This is a genomic window from Paraburkholderia sp. GAS32, from assembly GCF_050434225.1.
GTDB classification, from domain to species: Bacteria; Pseudomonadota; Gammaproteobacteria; order Burkholderiales; family Burkholderiaceae; genus Paraburkholderia; species Paraburkholderia madseniana.
Window position 1 is genome coordinate 166,704 of sequence record NZ_JBNPVS010000012.1, and the last position, 22,706, is coordinate 189,409.

Genomic DNA, 22,706 nt, shown 5'->3' on the forward strand with positions numbered 1-22,706 from the left:
ACTGGTCGGGTAGGTTGTACGTCACCAACTCAGGTGCTAACTATCAGACAAAACACGCAGCTTCCAGACTCCGTAGGAAGCTTTAATAAAATAAGACGAATTACACCTTTTTCACGCCACTTAGGGTTGTCCATTATGCGCATCAACATCCGCCAAACTATCGCTCTTATTGGCGCCGTGCGCCTGACCAACTGGGCGCGAATCACCGCATTCCTAATCAATCAACAGGAAACGCCGGGGTCGCACTGGAGATCGCGATATGCAGTTGGCAGCGCTGCGATGATGACCAGGCGCACCGAGCGAGTCGACATAGCGGGTCGGTCCCTGTGGGTTGCGTGCCGCGCGTTGCGAGTCACGCAGCCATGTTATATGGAAAAAAATTGAACGGCGTGTGACAGGCGCGAACGCTCTGGGTAGTGTGGCCGCTGAGCGCAGCATTTACCCGCTTGCGTAGCGCCGGATTGCGCGGAATGCCATTGCGCCAGGTCGCACGAAATCGCGCAATTAGTTTCTAACTAGACAAATGATCTGTCTGACATAAGGAGTTACTGTGCGGCTGCTATCTTATGTCACCAACTTCGGCGATCCTTACCTGACGTCGCTCCTCGCGGGTGTCGTCATGCTGTGGCTTGCAGCGACGCGGGCGTGGCGACCATTGCTTGCCTGGACGTGCTGTTTTAGTGTGGGAGTATTGGCCGTCGCAGCAAGCCGGATTGCCCACGCAGCCTGGGGGGTCGAAATACCCGCGCTGAACTTTGCGGTCATCAGCGGTCATTCCATGCTGGCCAGCGCGGTCTATCCAACGACTTTTGGCCTCTGCGCGACTCAGGCGAAACCACGCACTATTGCGCTGGCTTATCTTTTCGGCCTCGCTTGCGCATTAGCGATCGGCGTATCGCGGGTCCTCATGGGCTTGCATTCAACCGCCGAAGTCGTGACCGGGTGGCTGCTCGGCACGCTTATCGCCGGCATGACATGCAGCCTGATGGCTCAGTCACGTGTCCGCACCTTTTCAGTCGGGAAATTCTCGATGCACGACTCCACGCCGTTCGCCGCGGTCGCTATGGCGCTCATCGTGATTTGTCACGGTAAGGTCGTGCCCGTTTCCAGCTGGCTCGACAGCAACGCGTCCGAAGTGACGCAATGGAGCAAAGCGCAAGCGGTTGAACCGCGCTAGACAGAACTGTGTCGCGTCATGCCGAGTTTTTGGCCCGGGGAGAACTTGCCGGGACGTCCGATTCGCGACTCGCGCTTCTATTTTTTCCAGCGCCGATGCCGGCATGAGCTGGGCGCGATGCAACTGCGGCGCCGACCGCTTTCGTTGCAGGGGAGACTTTGTCGTCTGTGGCGGCGCTATGGAATACTGCGCGTAGCAGCTCCTCACATACGGCTATCACATCTTCCCGTGCAATTCGACTCAGCACCTCATGATCCATGGTGCGAACAATGAGTGCATGCGCACGCGAGAGCTTTTTCAAACGGCGACCATTCACACCAAAGTGCATATGAAGTTCGCCGAGGCTATGGTCCCGCGGGCTAAAGAGCAGACGAATGTGAACACCGTCCGCGTCCAGTCGCTGAAACAGTTTGCGGACCTCGTGGCTTTCCGTCGCCGGGCACAGCACTTCGCCACTCCAGGCCGCCACCATGTCCTGTACATACGCAATTGCGTGTCGCCACATCGTGCGCAGGGCGGGTCCAAGCCGCGCGTGGCCGCGGATCACCTCGAGCCACTTCCCGGCGCGCATCATGGAGCGCAGATAGACTCGCGGCGACCCCGGCCTACGCTCGGCCGCGCCTTGCATCGTGCATCCGTCCGGCAGGACAAAGGCGACCGGATTGACCATAATGAGTCCACGCACCGCGCGGTTCAGTCTCGTCGCCTGCAGCGCCGCGTATGCCCCCGCGCAGATGCCGAAAACTACGACGTCTCGGTAACCGCGTCCGGCAAGCCAATCCGCCGCGCGGGACAGATCCCCCCCCATCGCATCGAGAACCGTTTGGCCAGGACCGCCGGTGTGTGCCGCAGAACAACTGTCGCCAAGCCCTTCGGCGTCGATTCGCAGCGACGCGAAACCGCGCTTCGCGAGTTCCCGTCCGAGCTCCACACCAAAACGTCCGTCGCCGACGTGATGCGTGGCGGCCGTATTGGCGATTAGAAGCACGGGCGTGTGCTCACGCGCTGTGCGCCGCATGGCAGGTTCACACAGGATGCAGAAAACACGCCCGCGCGCCACGTGCACCGGGTATTCCATGGCGGACGTGCTGACGAGAACCGGGCTCGCGTCAACCGACACTGCCGGCGCCCGGACGCACCGCTCACCCCCCTCCGACAGCCAGTCCGCCACCCTGTTCAACAGTGATTCCGGGAGTTCGGTCAGCCATGCGGTCTGGAGTACCTGTGTGTAGTTCTCGAAGGCTACAGACTCCACGCAGGCGCCGTTGCGTTCATAGTGGGCACTGAGCTGGTGACTGCCGTCGCGCTGGCCGCTGTGAGCGATCAGGATCCGCTGCGCGGGTACCTGTGGCTCATTGCACAGGTCGAGGTCGCCGATTGTTTCAAGCGCCTGCGCACTGACCCTATGGCCCAGGATGTCCCGCGCCCCAGGCTGCGTCTTCTCATGGTCTGCGCCAACACCTGCGGTCTGTTTCCAGGTCTGATTCAGGATGTTCATTTCGCGCCAAAAAAGACGCGTCGACCGAACCGGCGCGAGCATGGCGATCGATTCGATTTCGCGCTTGCGCGCCGCCCATGCAGCGACCGTTGCGCCCAAGCGAAACCCCGCGAGGGAAACCCTCTCTATGCCGGTGATGCTCCTCAAATAGTCGATTGCCTCGATAACTTCGTCCGCCCAATCGGTGGGACACACCAGACCTTCGCCATCAATGGAATCGCCTGTCCCCCGATAATCGAAACGCAAAACCGGAACGCCGCGTGCGGCCAGACGCTGCGCGAGTTCGCGCAGCGCTTGATGCAGCCACATTGCCTCGTGCCCGAAGGGGTTACAAAGCACCACACCCTTGTTACCGTCGGCCGGATGCAGCCAGCCAAAATGCCCATTGAAAATGACAGGTTTCATTGTTCTAAGCGCTGGTAGCGGTTAACGTCTCGCGTCAGGGTTGGATTACCGAATGGCATGCTCGTTACCTCAGACAGTACTAACGCGCCCAGTAAGCGCCGTTCCCCGCCAAAGTTAAGTGCGCTCTCACACACACGATCCGGCGCCCGAGCGATCGCCTCCTGTCCCGGCACCCGCTGCTACAGGCCGACGCTACCGATGTGGCCACTCAGAACTAATGCGCCGATATCTAGCTGCCGCACGCATGGATCAGAAACTGCTGGAACGCCAAAGCCGGCGCATCCAGCGTCGCGCCCTTGCGCCACAACATCCCCGCATCCATCTGCGGGATCGCATTGAGAATCGGCCGGGCATCGATCCGCTTGCCTTCCAGCGACCAGGGCCGAAACACCATGTCCGACAGGATCGTCACGCCGAAGCCATGCGCCACCAGTCCGCGCAACGCCTCCATTGAACTCGTGCGAAATGCGATATTCGGCTCGACGCCGTTTTCTTTCCAGTAACGCAGCGTCGCTCGTTCGCTCTCGTCGACGGTGATGAGGATATACGGATACGCTGCAATATCCGCGAGCGACGGCGAGTTCACCTGTGCCAGCGGATGCGTCGGCGCGGTCCACAACTGACGCCGTGAACGAATCAGCACGTGATGCTGAAACCGCTTGAGATGATCCACATTCGACAGCAACGCCACGCCCAGATCGATGTCGCCGTCGAGTACGGCCTGCTCGATCTCGGGACGATCGGCGTCGCGCAGATCCAGTTCGACGTGCGGGTAGGTCGCGCGAAACCGCCCTAACAGTTCCGGCAGGAAATAACCGAGCAAGGTGTACGAGGCAGCAATACGCACCGTGCCCTTAAGGTCGTGTGAGCGAAACGGCGCCTTGTAGATCGCGTCACGCACGGAATCGAGGATGTGACGCGCGTGATTGAGAAAGTCCTGCCCATCCGGCGTCAGCGCGACACCCTGTGGAAGGCGTTCGAAAAGCCGGGTTCCCAGCGTCTCCTCCAGGGCAAGTACCGCATTGGTAATCGCGGATTGCGACACGTGTTCGGTCGCCGCCGCCATCGAAAACTGCCCGTTTTGCGCGGCCGCAACGAAGTAACGCATCTGCCGCAAAGTGACGTCTTTTGACATGTGTTTTTCGCATAGCAGGGTTCGGTATTTGTGATTTTACGATGGGAATTCGGCTTCCTATACTCGCCAGGACAATAAAGCTCCCGGAGACGCCGCCTATGAACGCCCCCCTATCGCCCCCGCTGCACGACGCGCTTGCCACCGTTTCACTCGACGACAAATACACGCTTGAGAAAGGCCGCGTTTACATGAGCGGCACTCAGGCGCTGGTCCGCTTGCCGATGCTGCAGAAAGAACGGGACCGTCGCGCGGGACTGAACACGGCGGGTTACGTATCGGGCTATCGCGGCTCGCCGCTCGGGGCGTTCGACCAGGCATTGTGGAAAGCGAAGAAGCATCTGAAGGAACACGACGTCGTGTTCCAGCCTGGGGTTAACGAGGACCTCGCCGCCACCGCGGTGTGGGGCACGCAGCAACTCAACCTGTGGCCCGACGCGAAAGTCGATGGCGTATTCGGCATGTGGTACGGCAAGGGACCGGGTGTCGATCGCACCGGCGACGTCTTCAAGCATGCCAACTCGGCAGGCACCGATCCGCATGGCGGCGTGTTGGTGCTGGCGGGCGACGATCACGCGGCGAAGTCGTCGACCGTTGCCCACCAGTCCGAGCACATGTTCGTCGCGAGCGGCATTCCGGTGCTCTATCCGGCGAGCGTGCAGGAATATCTCGACTATGGCCTGCACGGCTGGGCCATGAGCCGCTATTCCGGTCTGTGGGTCGCGATGAAATGCGTGACGGACGTCGTTGAGGCCAGCGCGTCGATCGACATCGATCCGGACCGCTTACAAATCGTGTTGCCGGATGACTTCGAAATGCCCGAAGGTGGGCTGAACATCCGCTGGCCCGATCCGCCGCTCGCGCAAGAAGCGCGTCTGCTCAACCACAAGTGGTATGCGGCGCTCGCCTATGTGCGCGCGAACAAGCTGAACCGCGTGGTGATCGACAGCCCGACGCCGCGTCTGGGCATCATGACCGCGGGCAAAGCCTATCTCGACGTGCGTCAAGCGCTGGCAGACCTGTCGCTCGACGACGACACCTGCGCACGGATCGGCATTCGCGTGCTCAAGGTCGGTTGCGTGTGGCCGCTCGATGCGCAGAACGCGCGCGATTTTGCAACGGGACTCGACGAGATTCTGGTGGTCGAAGAGAAACGCCAGATCCTCGAATACGCACTGAAGGAAGAGCTTTACAACTGGCGCGACGACGTGCGCCCGAAGGTATTCGGCAAGTTCGATCAACGCGATGACGCCGGCGGCGAGTGGTCGGTCCCGCGCGGTCAGGCGCTGTTGCCGATGCAATACGAACTGTCGCCGGCGCTGATCGCGAAGGCGATCGCGCGGCGTCTCGCGAAAGCCGATTTGCCTGCGGACGTACGCGCCCGGATCGAAGCACGCATCGCCATCATCGAAGCGAAGGAACGCGACGCCGCCACGCCGCGCACCGTCACCGAACGGCAACCGTGGTTCTGCTCGGGGTGCCCGCACAATACGTCGACGCGCGTCCCCGAAGGCTCACGCGCGCTGGCCGGCATCGGCTGTCACTACATGACCATTTGGATGGACCGCAACACGGAAACCTTCAGCCAGATGGGCGGCGAAGGGGTGGCGTGGACCGGCCAGATGCACTTCACCAACGAACGTCACGTGTTCGCGAATCTGGGCGACGGTACTTACTTTCACTCGGGTTTGCTGGCGATCCGCGCCTCGATCGCGGCCGGTGCGAACATCACCTACAAGATTCTTTATAACGATGCGGTCGCGATGACCGGCGGCCAGCCCATCGACGGCGTGCTGACCGTGCCGCAGATCGCGTTCCAGGTGACGACCGAAGGCGCGAAGCAAGTGCTCGTCGTCACCGACCAACCTGAAAAATACGCTACGGGCGTACGCTTGCCGGAAGGCGTGAAGGTGTATCACCGCGACGAGCTCGATCGTCTGCAACGCGAGTTGCGCGAAGTTGCGGGCACCACGGTCCTGATCTACGACCAGACCTGTGCGACCGAAAAGCGCCGGCGCCGCAAGCGCGGCACCTATCCGGATCCGGCCAAGCGGGCGTTCATTAACGATGCGGTCTGCGAAGGCTGTGGCGACTGCTCGGTGAAATCGAATTGCCTGTCTGTCGAACCGCTGCAAACGCCGCAAGGTACCAAGCGCAAGATCAATCAGTCGTCGTGCAACAAGGACTTCTCGTGCGTGAACGGCTTTTGCCCGAGCTTCGTCACCGCTGAAGGGGCGCAATTGAAGAAGCCGGCAAAGACGGCCAGTGGGACCGCGCTTCCGGACTTCACCGCACTGCCGCGCCCAGAGATCGCAGGTCTTGCAAAACCTTATGGCGTGCTCGTAACGGGTGTCGGCGGCACCGGTGTCGTGACGATCGGCGGCCTGCTCGGCATGGCAGCGCATCTCGAGAACAAAGGCGTCAGCGTGCTCGACATGGCGGGCCTCGCGCAAAAAGGCGGCGCTGTACTGAGCCACGTACAGATCGCGGCAACGCCGCACGAATTGCACGCAACCCGCATTGCGACCGGTGAAGCGCGCCTGATTCTGGGCTGCGACGCGATCGTGTCAGCGTCCGCCGAAGTGCTGGCGCGCACGCAACGCGGTGTCACCAAAGCGGCGATCAATAGCGGCGCAACGCCGACCGCGCAATTCGTGCGCGATCCGCAGTGGGCCTTTCCCGGCGATCAGATCCAAGGCGACCTGCGCGACAGCATCGGCGAGGACTGCGACTTTATCGATGCCAATCGCCTCGCGCTCGCGTTGCTTGGCGACACGTTGTACGCGAATCCGCTGCTGCTGGGTTTCGCATGGCAACGCGGCTGGTTGCCGGTCAGCTATGAAAGCCTCGACCGTGCCATCGAACTGAATGGGGTCGCGGTCGACAAGAATCGCCTCGCGTTCGAATGGGGCCGCTTTGTCGCGCAGCATGGCGAGGCAGCGGCCGATGCATTCGCGCCGCGTACCAATCAGCAACAGGCAATCGTTGTACACATGCCGGAATCGCTTGAACGGCTCATCGAGCGTAACGTCGAACTGCTGGGCCTCTACCAGAATGAGCAGTATGCCGCGCGTTATCGAGCGGTAATCGAACAGATGCGAGCCAAGGAAACCACGCTCGCCGCGGGCGCGAAGCTACGCCTCACGCCAGTGGTCGCGCGCAATCTGGCCAAGCTGATGACCTACAAGGACGAGTACGAGGTTGCGCGTCTCTATGCCGACCCGGCGTACTTCGACAAACTGCGGGCGCAGTTCGAAGGCGAACCTGGCCGCGACTACAAGCTCGGCTTTTACCTCGCACCGCCCTTGCTGGCGAAACGCGACGAACACGGTCACCTGAAAAAGCAACGCTTCGGGCAATGGACACTCCCGATGTTCCGCGTGCTCGCGAAGCTCAAATTCCTGCGCGGCGGTGCGTTCGACGTGTTCGGCAAGACCGCCGAGCGGCGCGGTGAACGCGCCCTGATCGATCAGTACATCGCCTTGATCGACGAGTTCTGTCGCACGCTGGACAACAACCGTCTGGACGTCGCGATGCGGCTTGCCAATCTCCCCGACGAGATTCGCGGTTTCGGTCACGTCAAGGAGCGCAACGTCTTAGCTGCTGCGACGAAACACGACAAATGGCTGGCGGAATATCGCAACGCGGCTGACCAGGCGGATTTCCAACCGGTGAGAAAGGCAATCTGACAACCTGGTCACTCAGTCAGCGTGGCGGCACGCGGCGTTCAGGGAATTCCCTTGGATTTTCGCCGCGTTTGCCGCCCTTTCACGCCGGAGTGTCTTGATTCGACTGCAGGATGGCGTTTTCGTACGCTATAAGGCGCCTTGTGTCGACAGTGCCCGGTGTTAGGCTCAAGAAAGCAGCCTTCGCGGCAGTGAGCCGCCGTTCAGCGGCAAAATCAGCAGCCACGAGAACATACCGCGAAGCGCGATTGCCGGCGAACGGCGAAACATCGCTGCGGGAGCGACTGCGATGAGAATCAGAACATATACGGCATTGACGCTATCGGTGTTTAGCAGTGCTGCTTTCGCATGGCAGCCGCTCATCTATCCCATCCGAAGTCAAAGCGCTTATCAGCGCAGCATCGACACCGCGATGTGCTACGCCACTGCCAACAAGCAGACCAAGATCAACATCGCGCACGAATCGCAGCTTCCACCGCGCAAACCTGCGGCAACCAAAACGTCGTCGACGGGGGCCCCGTCGCGGCCACCCTTGCCCTCCAGCAGTTTTTCAGCGACCCCGCCTGGCGCAAGCATGCCCGTCGCCGCAGCCGCACCAGCCGCAAGCGGAGCCGGCGTGAGCACGGCAACGACCGCTGCAGCGACAAAGACAGCAAGTTCGACCACGGCAACCGCGACGACCGCGGCCGCCACGCCGGCATCGGCAACCAGCGCGGATAACGGCGCCTCGGGGACGGCAGCAGCCGGCGCGGCACAGACGGCTGCTGCATCCGGCGTGAAGCTGCCGCCGCTGCCGGCGCCCGAGCCGCCAATGACACAGTATTGGGCCGCGTATGGCGCATGCATGCAAGCGCGGGGTTACGTCGTCGCACAGTAATCCCGATTGCAAGCCTCGCTGCCGTGCCTGGTTCTTCCTGATTGTGGCGCCGGCATTCGACGCCCGTTTGCGAAACGGCAATGCTTAGCGACTTTACTTCCGATCAGCATGATTACCCCCAATGCGAGCACTGCGGTGCGTCGCTAGCAGGTCGCTTTACGCCGTGCGCCGAGTGCGGCGCGCGTCCAGTCGATTCGCCCGGCACGCGCCGACCGCTGCCTTCCCCCTTGAAAATGCCGCTGGGCGATACCCAGCCGATGCTAGTGACCCGGCTGATGACGCCGCGAATCTGGCGCCCGTCTTCGCGAGAGCTAACCGATCCGTATTCCGTCACCAGCGAGACACCGGTCGCCGCCCCCGTCGTGCACAAACTGCGCCAGCCCGTCGTGCTCGGCGTCTCGATGCTGGTTGTCGCGTCCGCCGTGTACCTTGGCTTCATTCACAGCAACGACTCGGACGACGGCACCCCTATCGCGGTGTCCGGCAAAGTGAAGACCCAGAACGTGAAACCGCCGCTTGCCCTCGCTCAGGGGTCCGCGCCGGTCTTCGTTGCTCAACGGCCCGTGAAGCCCGTGCCCGTGCGATCGCTTCCTGTCCCGGCACCGGTTGCGCCGCCGCCGGCTCCGCGGCGCATGATGACGGCATCGGCCGAGGCGAAGCACAACCCGGGCGGCCAGACCTACAACCCGCCCGTCAAAGCTGGCGTAGACGCCTCGAAGCAGATCAGGTCCGCCCGCGCCAATCTGCAGCAGAACAATCTGTCGGCGACGAAAGCGCGCCTGGCGGCAGCCATCGCGGCCCAGCCGGACAACCCCGACGCACTGCACATGCGCGACACCGTGACCGCGCGTGAACAAGAGCGGGACGCTCTTTTGAGCGTGGCGCGAGGTTGCGGCTATGTCGCACGATGGGCGTGCGTCTGGCACAAAGCCGGCGATGCGCTGCAGGTCGATTCGAGCAGCAAGGAAGCCCAGCGCCTGCTGACCCTCGCGATGCGCGAGTCCGAACTGGCGAGCGCGTGGCCGTCGACGCCCGCACCCGAGACGACATCCGACGACCGCAGCTCCGCCATCAGCCACCATTGAACGTCAGGTTGTCCCGGCGCAAGCCATAGGCAGGGTCCAGCCGAAGAACTAACGGGCCGGCACGGCGAGATGGCTACTGACCTGATGCGCAATCGCCCGATAGCGAGCCGCCGTATCGCTAAGCGTCAGACCGGCAAGCGAGCGTTGCGCCCGCGCCTGCCCTAGCGCCGCGACCACGGCATCCGCATAGCACGGCACATCGTCCGTATCGACCAGTTGCACACCGGGAAAGCCGTTCGCGAAGGCAAACGACGGAATCCTGCTCGCGACGATCGGGATACCGGAAGCCAACGCCTCAAGAAACGCCACGCTGTGCGCCTCGGAACGCGAGGGCATGACAAACACGTTCGACTCCGACAGCACGCTCGCCACATCGGTGCGCGGACCCGCCACCACGACGCGGTGCGCGAGGCCCAACTCCTGCACGAGGCCAATGACGGTGCGCTGATAATCCGGATCTTCGACCACGCCGTACAGCACGAGGCGCGCGTCCGTCACCTGCTCGAGCACCTGGCCGAAGGCACGCACCGTCAGAAGCTGATTCTTCACCGACGCATACCGCCCGATCTGCACGACCTGGGGCGCCCGGCCACTATACCCGGCGCCGTCGGTGAACGTGAAGCGGCCGAGGTCGACCCCGTTGGGCACCACGGTCATCGAAGGATGCGGTCCGATGGCCTGCACGTAATCGGTCATGCCTTGTTGCGATACGCTGATCACGACCCGGGCACGTCCGGACAGGATGTGCTCGACGCGCCGGAACAGCGGCCGCTCGAAATCGTTGGCGGCCGAATGCATGACGTAGACGACCGGCACCCGTATTGGCAACGCGCGCGCATAAAACGAAGGAATCGTGGCGTGCGCGAAAATCACGTCCGGTTGAAATCGCCGCACCGTGAAGAACAGATTCGACAGTTTGCCCGCGACGCGCCTGCGCCGCGAAGGAAACCAGCACTGCACACCGTGCCGCTGCAGTTCGTCCTGCAAGGGCAGGAATTCGGCGTGCACGGGCAACAGCGAGGCCACACACACGGCCATGCCTTCGGCGCTTTGATCGATAGCGAGGTCCTTGGCGAGGACTTCGGCGCCCGACAAACGCGGCGCCAGAACCAGATGTAAGACGCGCATCATGAAGTCCTTGCAGTCAACGTTCTGAACAGCATCCACGCCGCGGCGCAGCCAAGGCCAAGGGTCATGGACCAGGCAATACCCGTCACGCCCCACCAATGAACCGCCGCAGGCACGCTCGCCAGCAGCACGACAACCTGAATCAGCGACGCATGCACCGTCGCCTTCGCGTCACCCACCGCGCGCAGATAAGCGACCAGCACGGCAATCAACGCGCCGATCGCCATATTGATCACCAGAATTCTGAACAGCGGCACCGCAGGCAACCAGGCCGCGCCGAGAATCAGCGAGAAGAGCGGCTCGGCGATCAGCCTCAGCACCGCGACGAACCCCGCGAGCCCGATCGCGATCACGAGCAGATAAATCTTGATCAGCCGCGATGCGGCCTGCGGACTCCGGCGATGACGTGCCGCGAAGGTGGGAAAGAGGTATTGCGACATCGCGATGGCGGCGTCGGCGAGCAGCATCTGCGCGAGCCGCGACGACATCTGATAGCCACCCAGTTGCGCCGGGCCGAGCAGTTTGCCGACCACGACCTTGTCGAATTGGTTGAGCAGCAGGTTGATCACACTGCTCGCCCAGATCCAGCGACTGAAGCCGACGTAGTGACCAATGCCCGACCACACGGCGCGCATCGGCGGACGCGGTTTCATCGTCGCCCAGGTCAGGATGCTTTTCAGGCTCTCGCCGGCCACGAGGCCGAGCAGCACCGAGGCCGCACCGGCGCCGAAATACGCGAGCCCCAGTCCGACCGAACAATCGACAAATGCCGCCCCGACCTCGACGCCGGCAATATGCTGGAAGCGCCGCTCGCGCTGCACGAGGTAGTAAGTGGGCGATGCGAGACCGCGTAACAGAGGCAGCAACGCGGCAAGCTGAATCAGCACCAGTGAACCGTTCAGATGAAACTGATTGCTCAGCAATGGTGCAAGCGCGACCAGCAGCAGCGAGATGAGCACGCCGCGCGCGGTCAGCGTCGTCCACACCGCGCCGAGTTGCGTACGCGACGGTGGATGTTCGCCTTGAATGACCGCCTGCGCGAGACCCGTGTCCGACAACGCCTCGGCAATCGCCACCGCGAGCAAGGCCACGCTCACGCTGCCGATCGCCGCCGGCCCGAGCATCCGGCCAATCGCAAGAAATTTGATGGCTACGAGCCCACGCACGGCGAACTGCTGCAATAGCACCCATGTCGCCGCGCTCGTGCCGAAGCTGGCCGCTATCGAGAGCGCCGGAAGCCTGATCGCCCGCAAGCTGTTTCTCCGTCGAATCGGAGCGCCGTTGACTCGGCCATAAGCAGCGATTCAATGCATCGCTGCGAAACGCCGCCGGCGCATAAATTGTTAGATTGCACCAGCAAGCTGGCGAGTTTTTTCATCGAATCCCATATACGACCTTACAGCGAGACAATCGGCAACAACCGCCATCAGCTAGGTCAGTTCAGCCGAAGCCATTGCGCTCTAGTACGTTTACCCACAGAACGGGTCAAATAGACGGATTCACTGACGCCGCCGATGCTAACGTTGTTCAGCTAGCGCCTCAGACAGCCGGCGCAAGGGTGCTTTTCCACAACGCATTCGACCACTGAAGACCACTGCATCGATGGAACAAGACTACGTCCTGATTGTGGAACCCAACCTCACCGGCCACCGCTGGCGTTATGTCGAATGGACCATGCAGGCCTGCACGGAAGCCGGCTATCCCTGCATCCTCGCAACGGAATCCGCCAACGAAGACCATCGGCTCGCCAGACAGATCGTCGCCGCGAACCGCGCGGATCTGCAGATCGCCTTCGTCGACCCCGAGGAGCGGCCCCGCGGGCTGTTGCGCCAATCGAACCAGTATTCGCGCTTTCACCGCTATTTCAAGCGCGTGCATCGCATCGTCAGCCACGCGCAGCCGATCAGGCTGGTGGTTGTGCCCTATGTGGATTACTTCCTCTACGCGTTGCCGTTTCTCGGTTCGCCTTTTCGCAAGACACCCTGGATCGGCATCACGATGCGCTCGACCTTCCATCATCACAAGGTCGGCATCAAGTCGCCCGACCGACCGATTGTGAATGCGGTCAAGGCGCTGCTTTTCAAGCGTGCAATCCGCTCCGTCGGGCTGCGCACACTGCTGACGATCGACCCGACTCTGCCGGAATGGTCCGCGCACAACGCCTCGAAAAACAGCGCGGCCGTCGCCTATGTCGCGGACCCGTTTCCAGACGAGCACGCGGAAAATCCAGTGCTGGCCCGTGAGCGTCTCGGACTGAACCCCGCGCAGCGTTATCTGCTGGTGTACGGCTCGATCACCGAACGCAAGGGCATCTACGAACTGGTCCACGCGTTGACGCGTCTGGAGCATGCGCCCACGCTGATCGTCGCGGGCGAGCAGGATGCGGGCACGCGCCATTTCATGCGCAATCATGTGCGCAACCTCACGCCTGCGCCACTGGTGCTCGACTCGTTCATTGCGAACGACGTCGAGCGCGATCTGTTCTCCGCCTGCGACGCAGTCTGGCTAGGCTACAAGGGACACTACGGCATGAGCGGCGTGCTCGTGCAGGCGTACCGCTTCGGCAAGCCCGTGATTGCAACGGAAGATGGACTGATCGGCTGGTTCAGCCGGCGCTGCGAACTGGGACCGATTCTGAAGGACCTGAGCTCCGCCTCGATCGGCAAGGCGATCACCGAGACCATGACCTCGTGGCCGCACGAGCCCGAGGCCGTTCCGGCGGCACGCGAAGACCTGCTGTCACGGCATACGCTCGGGCAATTCAAGCAGACCTTGCTGCAGCAGATGGCCTGATCCGGCAACACGCCTTCTTCGACACACCCTCACCTCGGTAGAGACTCGGAGAGTCTGGCGCGATGCGCTATGTCATCGCGCGGCAGCCTGGCCGCCGGCAACAGGCACTTCCTCGCGCACCGAGCTGTTGCGCTTTGCCGGGAACAGCGCGTTGCGCATCAGCAGGAACGGATACTCGATCGCGCGCGTGGTCACATAGCCAATCGCAATCGCGAAAGCAAACTGCGCGGTAAGCGCCACGATCCAGATTACGCTCGGCGCGAGACCCATGGCAGTCGCTTTGCGAATCAGCATGTCGCCCGGAGCGAGCGCAAGCGAATGCCACAGGTAAATGCCATACGAATAGAGGCCGATCCAGGCAATCCCGCGATACACCCACGACGTCTTGAACGATCCCGAATACTCCAGCACGAACACGATCAGCGCGGCAAAACCGAGCGCCTGAATCGTATAGCCGATGCTTTCGTCAAGCGCGATGTGTTTCGTCGCAAGGGCGAGCCACGCACACAGAATCACGATGCTGGCGACCAGCAGCCATTTGCGCTTTGCGATCTGATGATAGACGCCCGGTTTCATCCAGTAGATCGCGGACAGAATCACGCCGACCAGCAAACTGTCGATGCGATATTGCGTGTACGCGAATGCCCCTTCCAGGTTGCCGCTCGCCACCGCGAAGCAGCGCGCGGTGAACACCACCGCGCAGATTCCGGTGAGCACGCCGACAATCGTCCATGCGCCAAGGCGCCAGCGCGCAAACAGCAACAGCAGCGCCGGCAGGACGAGATAAAAGTGTTCTTCGACCGCGAGGCTCCAGGTCTGGGTAATCGAGGTGCCCAGATAGTTCTGCAGGTGGGTCAGGTTCTGCACCAGAAACGTATTCCACGGATGGCGACCGGCCAGCACATGAAACGCGATCAGCACGTAATACGCAGGCCAGATGCGGAAAATCCGCCGGACGATAAAGCGCTTCGCGTCGACATTACCTGATTCGGCGTACTGTCGAAGCAGCAGGCCGCCAACCAGAAATCCGCTCAGCGTAAAGAACAGGTTGACGCCTTCCCGCCCGAAATTCTTCAGGGGGTACTCGATGATCTCAATCAGGATGTTGCCGGTCTGAACGACATGAAAGTGAAAGCCCATCACCATGATAATGGCGATGCCGCGCACGAAATCCAGCTCGATGGCCCGCCCGGCTGTTACGGATTTCGCCCCGCCGAATAATTTCATGTTGTTCTCCCCTGTCACCATTCTTGGGCGCGTGTCCCTTTTTGCATCTTCGGTGGCGGCACGCGTGCGCGCGCGCCAACATCAAGGCATTGGCCGACAACATCAGCAAGTGTGCGCGCGTCTTGCAGGGACCGCCCTTGCCACTGTCGCCAGAACCCAGGCAATGGGCGACGAAACTGGCCAGGTGGAACGGCCACATGGGGATATTCCCGCACAATGACCCGATGCGAGACCGTCCGCTATAGACCAACGGCGGATCGACAGCACGGGGAGGGATCAGCAATGCGCCATCAGTATGCGACGCTCTGGATATGGTTATTTCTGTTACCGCTTGCACTGGACTATAAAGCGCCCGACGCCAACGTAGGCCACTTTATCCAGTTCGTTTTCGTCATCCCCGTGATCGCCGCGGGACTCGCTCTCGCGCTGATCGCGCCGCGCTTTCACAACGGCTCGCGGCTGCGCTCGGTGATCACCTTCAGCGTGCTGCTGTGCGTGCTCGGCAGCATCGTCGCCCAGTTTGTTCAGGATAACGACACCGGCAACTATCTGCGCGTTCTCCTACCGTTCGTGCTGTTTCTGCTGGGCTACCTCGTGGCCTGCCGTCCGTGGAGCGAATACAGAATCTCGCAGTTCGAGAAAGCCCTGTTCGTTTCCAACGTGATCTGTCTCCTGTTCACCTTCGCCTATGGCCTCGCCACGAGCGGCGACCTCGAAGATGCGCGCTTTCGTATCATCTCCGTGACGTTGCTGGGGCTACAAGCCGTGCTACTGCACGAATTCGTCGTCGCCAGACGCTTTTCGTTTTTCACCATCGCGGTGTTCGCGGTCAGCGTGATCGTCGAGTTGCTGAGCGTGACGCGCAGTTTGATGATCGGCACGGTCTTCCTGTTCCTGTTCGCGATGGCACTGAGCGCACCGTCGATCCAGCTTGTTTGGCGTACGGCCGCCCGCAGCGTAATGACCGGCGCGGTACTGGCCGGCGTGGTAGGCATAGTGGCAGTCACTTTCCCGACCGTCACCGAACACTGGACGCAGCGCATTTTCGCGTCCGAGGAAACCGTCACCGGCAAGGATCCAACCACGATCACCCGTCTCGCCGAGATGCGCGATCAGTACGACCAGGTGACGGCGTCGCCGGAAACGCTGCTGTTCGGCGAAGGCTACGGGCACTACTACCGTTATTCCCCCGTTTACCTGCCGGACCTTGCCGGCCAGATCAGCGAGAAAGACTTCTACGCGATCAACGAATGGCCGGCGGGCCATAATTTCTGGGTCTATCAGCTCTTCGCGGGCGGACTGCTGTTCGGCATCGCCATGCCTTTGGCGACCCTGGCCGCGCTGGCAATCTGCTTTTTCTCGTACCGCTACTGGCGCGTGGTGGTTCCCGACGCGCCCATGCTTCCGGTATTAGGCCGCGCCATCATGCTGTTCGCCGCGCTGCCGGCTACGTCGATCGGTGGCAATCCGCTCGGGCCGCGTTTCTCCGGACTGATATTCGGCGTTGCCCTCGGCCTGATGATCGCCACGCACGCGCGATTGCAGCGCGCACTGCCAGCGCGGATGAAACGCCCAGCTACGCCCCCGCATTTGCACCCAGCCGCCATGCCTGAATTGCCCGGCAGGATCCAGCCCGGCATGGGTCGCGCGGATCTCGCGACGACCCTCGGCATCTCGCACGCGGCAAGCACCGCACCCGGCGCCGGCCAGTTCGGCGCCCTCGTGTCGCGCCCCACGTCGACGCAAAACGCCAATCGACGGAATATCGTCCGATGAAAATTCTCCATTTGCTTGCAAGCGTCGATCCCCGCGCGGGCGGCCCGGTTGAAGGCGTTCGCCGCAGCGGCGCGGCGATGCAGGACGCCGGGCACGAAATCGAAGTGGCCACCTGCGATGCGCCCGGCGACGCCTACCTCGCGTCCTTTCCGTTTCCGGTCCACGCATTCGGCCCCGTCAACAGCCGCTATAGCTACAGCGCGCCACTCGCGCCGTGGCTCGCCGGCAACGCGAAGCGCTTCGACGCGGTCATCGTGCACGGCTTGTGGCAGTACCACGGCTTCGCGGCATGGAAAGCGCTGCGCCAAAGCGACGTGCCCTACTACGTGTACGTACATGGCATGCTCGACCCCTGGTTCAAACAGGCTTACCCGCTCAAGCATCTGAAGAAGTGGTTGTACTGGCCGTGGGCCGAATACCGGGTACTGCGCGATGCACGCGCCGTCATCTTTACGACGGAGGAAGAACGTGCGCGCGCCCGTCAATCGTTCTGGCTGTACCGGGCGCATGAGCGGATCGTGCCGTACGGCGCGACCGTGCCGCCGCTCGACATAGAGCCTCTGCGCGAAGCGTTCCTGCAAGCCGTGCCCGGCTTGCGCGGCAAACGCATCGTGCTGTTTCTCGGCCGCGTGCACGCGAAGAAAGGCTGTGATCTGCTGATCGATGCGTTTGCGCGTATCGCCGGCCGCGACCCGTCGCTGCATCTCATGATTGCGGGTCCCGACGAGACCGGCTGGGTGGCCAGCTTGCGCGCCCAGGCTCAGGCGGCCGGCATCGCGCACCGCCTCAGCCTGCCGGGCATGCTGCAAGGTGATCTCAAGTGGGGCGCGTTCCATGCAAGCGACGTGTTCGTTCTGCCCTCGCATCAGGAGAACTTCGGCGTAGCGGTTGCCGAAGCGCTCGGCTGCGGACTGCCGGCGCTGATCTCCGACAAGGTCAACGTGTGGCGCGAGATCGAAGCGGACGGCGCGGGGATGGTGGCTGCCGACACAGTAGACGGTACGGAAAAGAATCTCGTGCGCTGGCTCGAGCTCGACGACACCGCACGCGCCGCCATGCGCGCTCAGGCAACTCGCACTTTCGAAGCACGCTTCCGGGTCGAAACCATGGTCAGCGCGTTGACCGCGCTGCTGGAAACGAAAGGCAGCATCGGCGAAACGCGCGAAAACACGCTCACCACGCTGCGCGAAGCCACGACTCAACCGAGCCGGTGACGTTGGAATAACGGCGCGCCGCGAGGCGCGCACTGTCACCGGCTGTTCTTCACTGCTCCTTCATCAACGGCGTCAAGGTCGAGGCTGCGATCGGCAGGGTTTCGACTTGAGGCTGCTGCGTCTGGACCGACATCAGGGAACTGTTGGCGGCGTCGCCCCGCGTATCGCCGACGATATCCGGGACATCGAGTTGCCGCACCAGATGACCCGCAAGACGTAGCGCAAGCGCGGCGATCGTGATGGTCGGAAAGTTGGCGCCGACGGTTGGAAAGACCGAGCTGCCCGCCACATAAAAATTGCTCATCCCATGCACCTTGCAATCGCGATCGACCACGCCTTCACGTGGCGAATCGTGCATGCGCGTGGTGCCCATGTGATGCCACGTGCCCTCCAGCTTCGCCGGCCAGCTACGGCCTTCGAGCGGCGCGTCGAGTTCCACGTCCGCGATGCCCGCCATCTGCAACTCCTGCGCGAGCAACGCGAAGGTTTTGTCGAAGGTGCGTTGCACCTGTTCGCCCAGACGCCACTCCACCTTCACGCGCGGCATGCCGAACCGGTCGCGTTTATCGGCCGACAATGTGACCCGGCTATCGGGGTCGGGCACCGCTTCGACGATCGCCTGCAAGGTCACGTCGGTGATCAACGCGGGCCATTGCAACAGCCGCGTCAAACCGTAGCCCACGGTGTGCAGCGGATGCGCGATCATCGTCGCGACATCGGTTTTCAGGCTGCGGCCCGGCTGGTCCTTCTGCAACAGCGCTTCCTTGCAGTGGATCAGCGCCTCGGACCCTGCCGTTCCTTCACCGTACCAGCGCGAATAGAGCCACACGCGCGAGTTCAGCAGCTTCTCGCGCTCCATCAACTCTTGCTTCGGCGCGAACTGTGAGGAGATCTTCGTGCCGTGCGCGGACACCGCGGCATTCTGATAGTGATACTTGATGTCATACAGCTTATTGCGCGCGTTGCCCGGACGAAAACGCACTTTGCCGGACATCATCCGCGGATGATCCATGAAGTAACGGCCCACCAGATCGTTGGCATTGCCGAGTCCCGCCGCCTGCACGTTGTTCGAAGCGAGTAGAAGCCGCGCATTCTCGATGCCGCCCGTGGCGAGCACGAAAATCCTCGCGGTCACCGTCATTTTGCGTCCACTGATGGTCGCCACCTGAAGCCGCGCAACAGACGTGCCCTCAGCATCGGCGTCGATATTCTGCACATTCGCATGCAGAAACACGCGCACCCGCGCCGAACGCGACAGCTCGTCGCGATAGGCCTTACCGAAACGCACAGGAGGGCTGAATTGCGCGACGGTATCGCGCATGTCGCCGGTCGCAAGCGGTATGCGGCGCACGTCATGGCGCCCGATCTCGCGCTCCCAGTAGGCAGGGTCGAAATTCTGCGGGCCGAGCTTCAGCAGTTCATGCGTACGCGCGTAATACGGCGCCAGTTCGTCGAGACCGAACGGCCAGCCGCTGTGCGGGATCCAGTCGCGTTTGTCGAAGTCCCACGGATCGAGCGGGCGGCACCAGCCGCCCCAGCAGTTGCTGCTGCCGCCGAAATAACGGCTGCGCGAGCCGTCCGCAAATGAATAGGGAAGCCCGGCGTTCTCGCCGCGATAGAGGTCGCGGGTTTCGTCATCCGGCCCAAAGCCCCCGCTTTCGAGCATGCAGGTGTCGACCCCGGCCCTCGACATCTCCAGCGCAAGCGTAATCCCGGCGACCCCTCCGCCAATGATGCAGACCGTCGTTTCAATGACCGTGTTGTGTTCAACAGTGCGAGTATCGATGAACATCCCTACTCCCCATCTTCTTCATGCATATCTGAGTGCGTCAATCCGGCTACTCATCCAACCGGGGCTGGCAAGCAAACCACGCACACGTCGTTGCCGAACGCATCATCGGCGTCGCCGCAGGTGTCGATCAAGCGCATCGATCGACAATCCGGTTGCGGTCGCCGACATTCCGGCTTGTCAACGACCTGGCCTCCTCAGCGTATAAACGCTGCGGTTCTCTCTCTGTGCTTCAGGTCACGGAATCGAAACGGTTCCGGATAAAACGACATGGATTGCCGCCATACACGCCCTCTGGATCGAGCGAACGATGCACGACGGACAACGGCGTCACCACGGCGGACCGGCCGATCGTCACACCCATCTGCACAACGCATTTCGACGTGATCCAGACACCGTCCTCGATGACGATCGGCGCGACGCGCAGATCCATCGTGGTGCTCATATCGTGAGAGCCGGCACTGAGGAACGTCCCTTGGGAAATGCAGACATTCGAGCCGATGCGGATCAGCGCCTGGTTGTAGATCCAGACGTCGACGCCGAACCAGCAGTTATCCCCCACCTCCAGGTTCCACGGCGATTTCACGCGCAATGGATGCACGAAGCGGCAACCCGTGCCGATCTTCGCGCCGAACAGGCGTAACAACGCAACCCTGACCGACGAGAGCGGCAGCAGCTTGTTGTTGATCACGCAGGCTTCAACAACAAACCAGATGAGCTCGATCAGGGCACCGCGCTTCGCGCGATAGTTTCCCTTTCCAGCCAGACTGAGATCGATGACACGGCCATCCTCGCGAACGCCTTCGACTTCCGGCATACGCCCGATCTGCGGATCGTCGGCGGCGTTACCCATCAGATTTCTCCAGACCACGAACGGGAATCGACATACCCCTGCGTCACACTCACATTATGTTTCGACTCCTTACTGAAGCCGGCTTCATGGCCGTACGAGCAAGCGTTTTGGCGGCTGCACGCGTACTGGTTGGCGCACGATAGCGCTATTGCGACCGCATCTTCCTGGGGCATGCGATGACCATCTCGTTTCGGCACATAACACCCCCGCTGGTTCTCGCCATCGCGACCTATGCCGTACCGGCGCTCGCGCAGAACGCAGCAGCGCCCGCGCCCGCTGCGCCGGCCCTTGCCGCTACGGCTGCGACCAGCTACGGCACCCCCGCCCCCGCAGCGCGCGCCAACCCGGGTGCGGCGCATCGCAACAGCGAAGCGCAGTTGCTCGGCGCCCCACGCGACTACGGCTCGCCAGACGCGCAGCAAGGCAATACCGCCGACGCCCAGCAGGCGGCCCTGCTCGACGAACAACGCATGACGGTGCTGGGCGGAGCGCAGCCTGCCGTGCGCAAGCAGCCCAACAAGGCGCAGGCCGCCGGCAACGGCAAGGTGCGCGCGGCCGGTCAGCCAGGCGGTCCGAACGCGGCCGCCCGTCTGATGCCCGATGGCGCCGCGAAAACCACTTACGCCGATCCGTTCGATGCGGGCAAGCACGCCGTCTACAAATCCCCGTGGTGATATCGCATTCATGAGATGGCCGCGTACCGGATCAATCCGGCGCGGCTTCCTCCGTTGTAGCCGGCTTGCGCCGCCGGGTCGGGGAGGTTGAAGACCTCGGAACACCGAAATACGGCGTCTCCCCATTTGCATGCGCGCCACTTAAGCCACGTGAACCACGCGCGCCATGAACCAGCGTCGCGAGCCGCGCTTCGAACGTGCCGATCGTCGACTCCGGCGATAGCGCGCGCTCCGCATAATTGCGGGCCGCCTTACCCAGCGCCGCACGGCGTTCGGGATCTCTTGCCAGTACCGTGATCGCCGCCGCCAAAGCCTTGACGTTATCCGGCGGCACGATCACGCCGCGCGGTGCCACCGCGTCGTAGAGACCCGTGCCGCGCCGCGCCATGGCCACCACCGCGCGCCCGCTTGCGAACATGCCGGTGAGCTTCGAGGGCATCACCAGATCCGCCGCATCGCCGCGTTGCGGCAGGACATGAATGTCGGCGAGATTGAGCAGTTCGTTCAGACGTTCCATGGGTTGCAGCGGAATGAACACGCAGTTCGTCAATCCTGCGCAGCGCTGGAGCAAACTCTCTTTCGCCGCGCCGCTGCCGCAGAAAACGAAGGTGAGGTCGGTACGTGCGGCGAGCGATGCCGCCGCATCGGCGAGCGTTTCGATGCCCTGTTTCGCGCCCATGTTGCCCGAGTACAGCACCACCTTCTGGCCGGGCGGAATGCCCAACAGGCGCCGGTAGTCGCTCGCGCGCGTCAGCGGAAAGATGGTCGACACGTCGACCCAGTTCGGCAGGCACACGACCCGCGAAGGCTCGACGCCCTTGACCGCCGCGCGCAGACCCATCTGCGGCGTAATCGACGATACGGTATCGAAGCGGCGCAGCAGTGTGCTTTCGATCCAGCGCGCCACGCGCGCTGCGAGCGAGCTTTTCAGAAGACCCAGATCGAAAGCGGCATCGACCTCGAAGTCCTGAATATGCAGCCACGCACTCGCGCCCGCAAGACGCGCGAGCGCCAGCGTAGCGGGCGCACACATCAGGGTCGGCGCGATCAGCATCGCGGCATCGGGGCGCCATAGCACCTGCCGGGCGAGCAGCGGCAACGAACTCGCCGCGAAGCTCGCCAGATGCAGCATCCGCTTCAGCCCGCTCGGGCGCGCCGGCACCCACAGCGGCGCGCGCCAGATCGTCACACCGTCGCGCGTTTCGCGCTGATACCGCCATGACACATAGTTCGCCGCCACGCGCCACTCAGGGTAATAAGGCGGCGCGCACACCACGCGAACCTCGTGGCCGCGTCTGGCCAGAAGCACAGCCATTTCCGCGGTGTACTTACCCACCCCCGTCAGTTCAGGCGCGTAATTGATGCCGTAGATCAGAATCTTCATTGTGGCTG

The 22,706-nt window shown here is 62.5% G+C and carries 16 protein-coding genes; 8 read left to right on the forward strand and 8 right to left on the reverse strand.

Features of this window, described 5'->3' with window-relative positions:
• Nucleotides 1–655 precede the first annotated feature (655 nt).
• The gene (locus P3T25_RS17195) at nucleotides 656–1,177 is read left to right on the forward strand and encodes a phosphatase PAP2 family protein (RefSeq protein WP_266260685.1); all 522 of its coding nucleotides are present in this window, start codon (nucleotides 656–658) and stop codon (nucleotides 1,175–1,177) included.
• 16 nt (nucleotides 1,178–1,193) lie between these two features.
• Here the strand turns inward: P3T25_RS17195 and P3T25_RS17200 are convergent, their stop codons facing one another.
• Together P3T25_RS17200 and P3T25_RS17205 are read right to left on the reverse strand one after the other, a co-directional pair.
• Complete coding sequence (locus P3T25_RS17200; protein ID WP_429358479.1) at nucleotides 1,194–3,080, reverse strand: alpha/beta fold hydrolase; 1,887 nt, start codon at nucleotides 3,078–3,080, stop codon at nucleotides 1,194–1,196.
• 229 nt (nucleotides 3,081–3,309) lie between these two features.
• Nucleotides 3,310–4,215, reverse strand: coding sequence for a LysR family transcriptional regulator (locus P3T25_RS17205; RefSeq protein ID WP_154559499.1), 906 nt, complete (start codon nucleotides 4,213–4,215; stop codon nucleotides 3,310–3,312).
• A 98-nt stretch (nucleotides 4,216–4,313) separates the two neighbouring features.
• On the opposite strand from P3T25_RS17205, the gene P3T25_RS17210 reads away from it, so the two are divergent.
• From P3T25_RS17210 to P3T25_RS17220, 3 genes are all read left to right on the forward strand, one after another.
• Nucleotides 4,314–7,901: an indolepyruvate ferredoxin oxidoreductase family protein gene (locus P3T25_RS17210; protein WP_429358480.1), complete on the forward strand. Its 3,588-nt coding sequence runs from the start codon at nucleotides 4,314–4,316 to the stop codon at nucleotides 7,899–7,901.
• A gap of 286 nt (nucleotides 7,902–8,187) precedes the next feature.
• Nucleotides 8,188–8,775: a hypothetical protein gene (locus P3T25_RS17215; RefSeq protein WP_429358481.1), complete on the forward strand. Its 588-nt coding sequence runs from the start codon at nucleotides 8,188–8,190 to the stop codon at nucleotides 8,773–8,775.
• A 257-nt stretch (nucleotides 8,776–9,032) separates the two neighbouring features.
• On the forward strand, nucleotides 9,033–9,860 hold the full coding sequence (locus P3T25_RS17220) for a hypothetical protein (RefSeq protein WP_429358482.1): 828 nt from the start codon (nucleotides 9,033–9,035) through the stop codon (nucleotides 9,858–9,860).
• Between the two features lie 48 nt (nucleotides 9,861–9,908).
• Here the strand turns inward: P3T25_RS17220 and P3T25_RS17225 are convergent, their stop codons facing one another.
• Nucleotides 9,909–10,988, reverse strand: coding sequence for a glycosyltransferase (locus tag P3T25_RS17225; protein WP_429358504.1), 1,080 nt, complete (start codon nucleotides 10,986–10,988; stop codon nucleotides 9,909–9,911).
• A complete protein-coding gene (locus P3T25_RS17230) occupies nucleotides 10,988–12,241 on the reverse strand; it encodes an oligosaccharide flippase family protein (RefSeq protein ID WP_429358483.1) in 1,254 nt (417 codons plus the stop codon). The genes P3T25_RS17225 and P3T25_RS17230 overlap by 1 nt, the downstream gene beginning before the upstream one ends.
• A 349-nt stretch (nucleotides 12,242–12,590) precedes the next feature.
• On the opposite strand from P3T25_RS17230, the gene P3T25_RS17235 reads away from it, so the two are divergent.
• Complete coding sequence (locus P3T25_RS17235) at nucleotides 12,591–13,781, forward strand: glycosyltransferase (RefSeq protein WP_429358484.1); 1,191 nt, start codon at nucleotides 12,591–12,593, stop codon at nucleotides 13,779–13,781.
• 72 nt (nucleotides 13,782–13,853) lie between these two features.
• On the opposite strand, the gene P3T25_RS17240 is transcribed toward P3T25_RS17235, so the two are convergent.
• Nucleotides 13,854–15,008 carry an acyltransferase family protein gene (locus P3T25_RS17240; RefSeq protein ID WP_429358485.1) on the reverse strand — a complete coding sequence of 385 codons (1,155 nt, stop codon included), beginning with the start codon at nucleotides 15,006–15,008 and terminating at the stop codon, nucleotides 13,854–13,856.
• 282 nt (nucleotides 15,009–15,290) lie between these two features.
• Here P3T25_RS17240 and P3T25_RS17245 point away from each other — a divergent pair, with 282 nt between their 5' ends.
• Together P3T25_RS17245 and P3T25_RS17250 are read left to right on the forward strand one after the other, a co-directional pair.
• The gene (locus P3T25_RS17245; RefSeq protein ID WP_154559506.1) at nucleotides 15,291–16,784 is read left to right on the forward strand and encodes an O-antigen ligase family protein; all 1,494 of its coding nucleotides are present in this window, start codon (nucleotides 15,291–15,293) and stop codon (nucleotides 16,782–16,784) included.
• Nucleotides 16,781–17,998 (forward strand): glycosyltransferase, encoded by a 1,218-nt coding sequence (locus P3T25_RS17250; protein WP_429358486.1) that lies wholly within the window; start codon nucleotides 16,781–16,783, stop codon nucleotides 17,996–17,998. Before P3T25_RS17245 ends, P3T25_RS17250 begins: the two co-directional genes overlap by 4 nt.
• 49 nt (nucleotides 17,999–18,047) lie before the next feature.
• Here P3T25_RS17250 and P3T25_RS17255 read toward each other — a convergent pair whose 3' ends face one another.
• Nucleotides 18,048–19,790 (reverse strand): FAD-dependent oxidoreductase, encoded by a 1,743-nt coding sequence (locus P3T25_RS17255; protein ID WP_429358487.1) that lies wholly within the window; start codon nucleotides 19,788–19,790, stop codon nucleotides 18,048–18,050.
• Between the two features lie 229 nt (nucleotides 19,791–20,019).
• On the reverse strand, nucleotides 20,020–20,640 hold the full coding sequence (locus P3T25_RS17260) for a putative colanic acid biosynthesis acetyltransferase (RefSeq protein ID WP_408306575.1): 621 nt from the start codon (nucleotides 20,638–20,640) through the stop codon (nucleotides 20,020–20,022).
• 176 nt (nucleotides 20,641–20,816) lie between these two features.
• On the opposite strand from P3T25_RS17260, the gene P3T25_RS17265 reads away from it, so the two are divergent.
• Complete coding sequence (locus tag P3T25_RS17265; protein ID WP_171926925.1) at nucleotides 20,817–21,314, forward strand: hypothetical protein; 498 nt, start codon at nucleotides 20,817–20,819, stop codon at nucleotides 21,312–21,314.
• A 31-nt stretch (nucleotides 21,315–21,345) separates the two neighbouring features.
• Here P3T25_RS17265 and P3T25_RS17270 read toward each other — a convergent pair whose 3' ends face one another.
• Complete coding sequence (locus P3T25_RS17270; protein WP_429358488.1) at nucleotides 21,346–22,698, reverse strand: glycosyltransferase WbuB; 1,353 nt, start codon at nucleotides 22,696–22,698, stop codon at nucleotides 21,346–21,348.
• Nucleotides 22,699–22,706: the final 8 nt, after the last annotated feature.

What these genes read in the sequence shown, in the direction of transcription:
- P3T25_RS17265 (WP_171926925.1), top strand. Translation starts at nt 20,817, where the DNA reads ATGACCATCTCGTTTCGGCACATAACACCCCCGCTGGTTCTCGCCATC.
- P3T25_RS17200 (WP_429358479.1), bottom strand. Translation starts at nt 3,080, where the DNA reads ATGAAACCTGTCATTTTCAATGGGCATTTTGGCTGGCTGCATCCGGCC.
- P3T25_RS17260 (WP_408306575.1), bottom strand. Translation starts at nt 20,640, where the DNA reads ATGGGTAACGCCGCCGACGATCCGCAGATCGGGCGTATGCCGGAAGTC.
- P3T25_RS17205 (WP_154559499.1), bottom strand. Translation starts at nt 4,215, where the DNA reads ATGTCAAAAGACGTCACTTTGCGGCAGATGCGTTACTTCGTTGCGGCC.
- P3T25_RS17215 (WP_429358481.1), top strand. Translation starts at nt 8,188, where the DNA reads ATGAGAATCAGAACATATACGGCATTGACGCTATCGGTGTTTAGCAGT.
- P3T25_RS17270 (WP_429358488.1), bottom strand. Translation starts at nt 22,698, where the DNA reads ATGAAGATTCTGATCTACGGCATCAATTACGCGCCTGAACTGACGGGG.
- P3T25_RS17255 (WP_429358487.1), bottom strand. Translation starts at nt 19,790, where the DNA reads ATGTTCATCGATACTCGCACTGTTGAACACAACACGGTCATTGAAACG.
- P3T25_RS17220 (WP_429358482.1), top strand. Translation starts at nt 9,033, where the DNA reads ATGCTAGTGACCCGGCTGATGACGCCGCGAATCTGGCGCCCGTCTTCG.
- P3T25_RS17240 (WP_429358485.1), bottom strand. Translation starts at nt 15,008, where the DNA reads ATGAAATTATTCGGCGGGGCGAAATCCGTAACAGCCGGGCGGGCCATC.
- P3T25_RS17235 (WP_429358484.1), top strand. Translation starts at nt 12,591, where the DNA reads ATGGAACAAGACTACGTCCTGATTGTGGAACCCAACCTCACCGGCCAC.
- P3T25_RS17250 (WP_429358486.1), top strand. Translation starts at nt 16,781, where the DNA reads ATGAAAATTCTCCATTTGCTTGCAAGCGTCGATCCCCGCGCGGGCGGC.
- P3T25_RS17245 (WP_154559506.1), top strand. Translation starts at nt 15,291, where the DNA reads ATGCGCCATCAGTATGCGACGCTCTGGATATGGTTATTTCTGTTACCG.
- P3T25_RS17210 (WP_429358480.1), top strand. Translation starts at nt 4,314, where the DNA reads ATGAACGCCCCCCTATCGCCCCCGCTGCACGACGCGCTTGCCACCGTT.
- P3T25_RS17225 (WP_429358504.1), bottom strand. Translation starts at nt 10,988, where the DNA reads ATGCGCGTCTTACATCTGGTTCTGGCGCCGCGTTTGTCGGGCGCCGAA.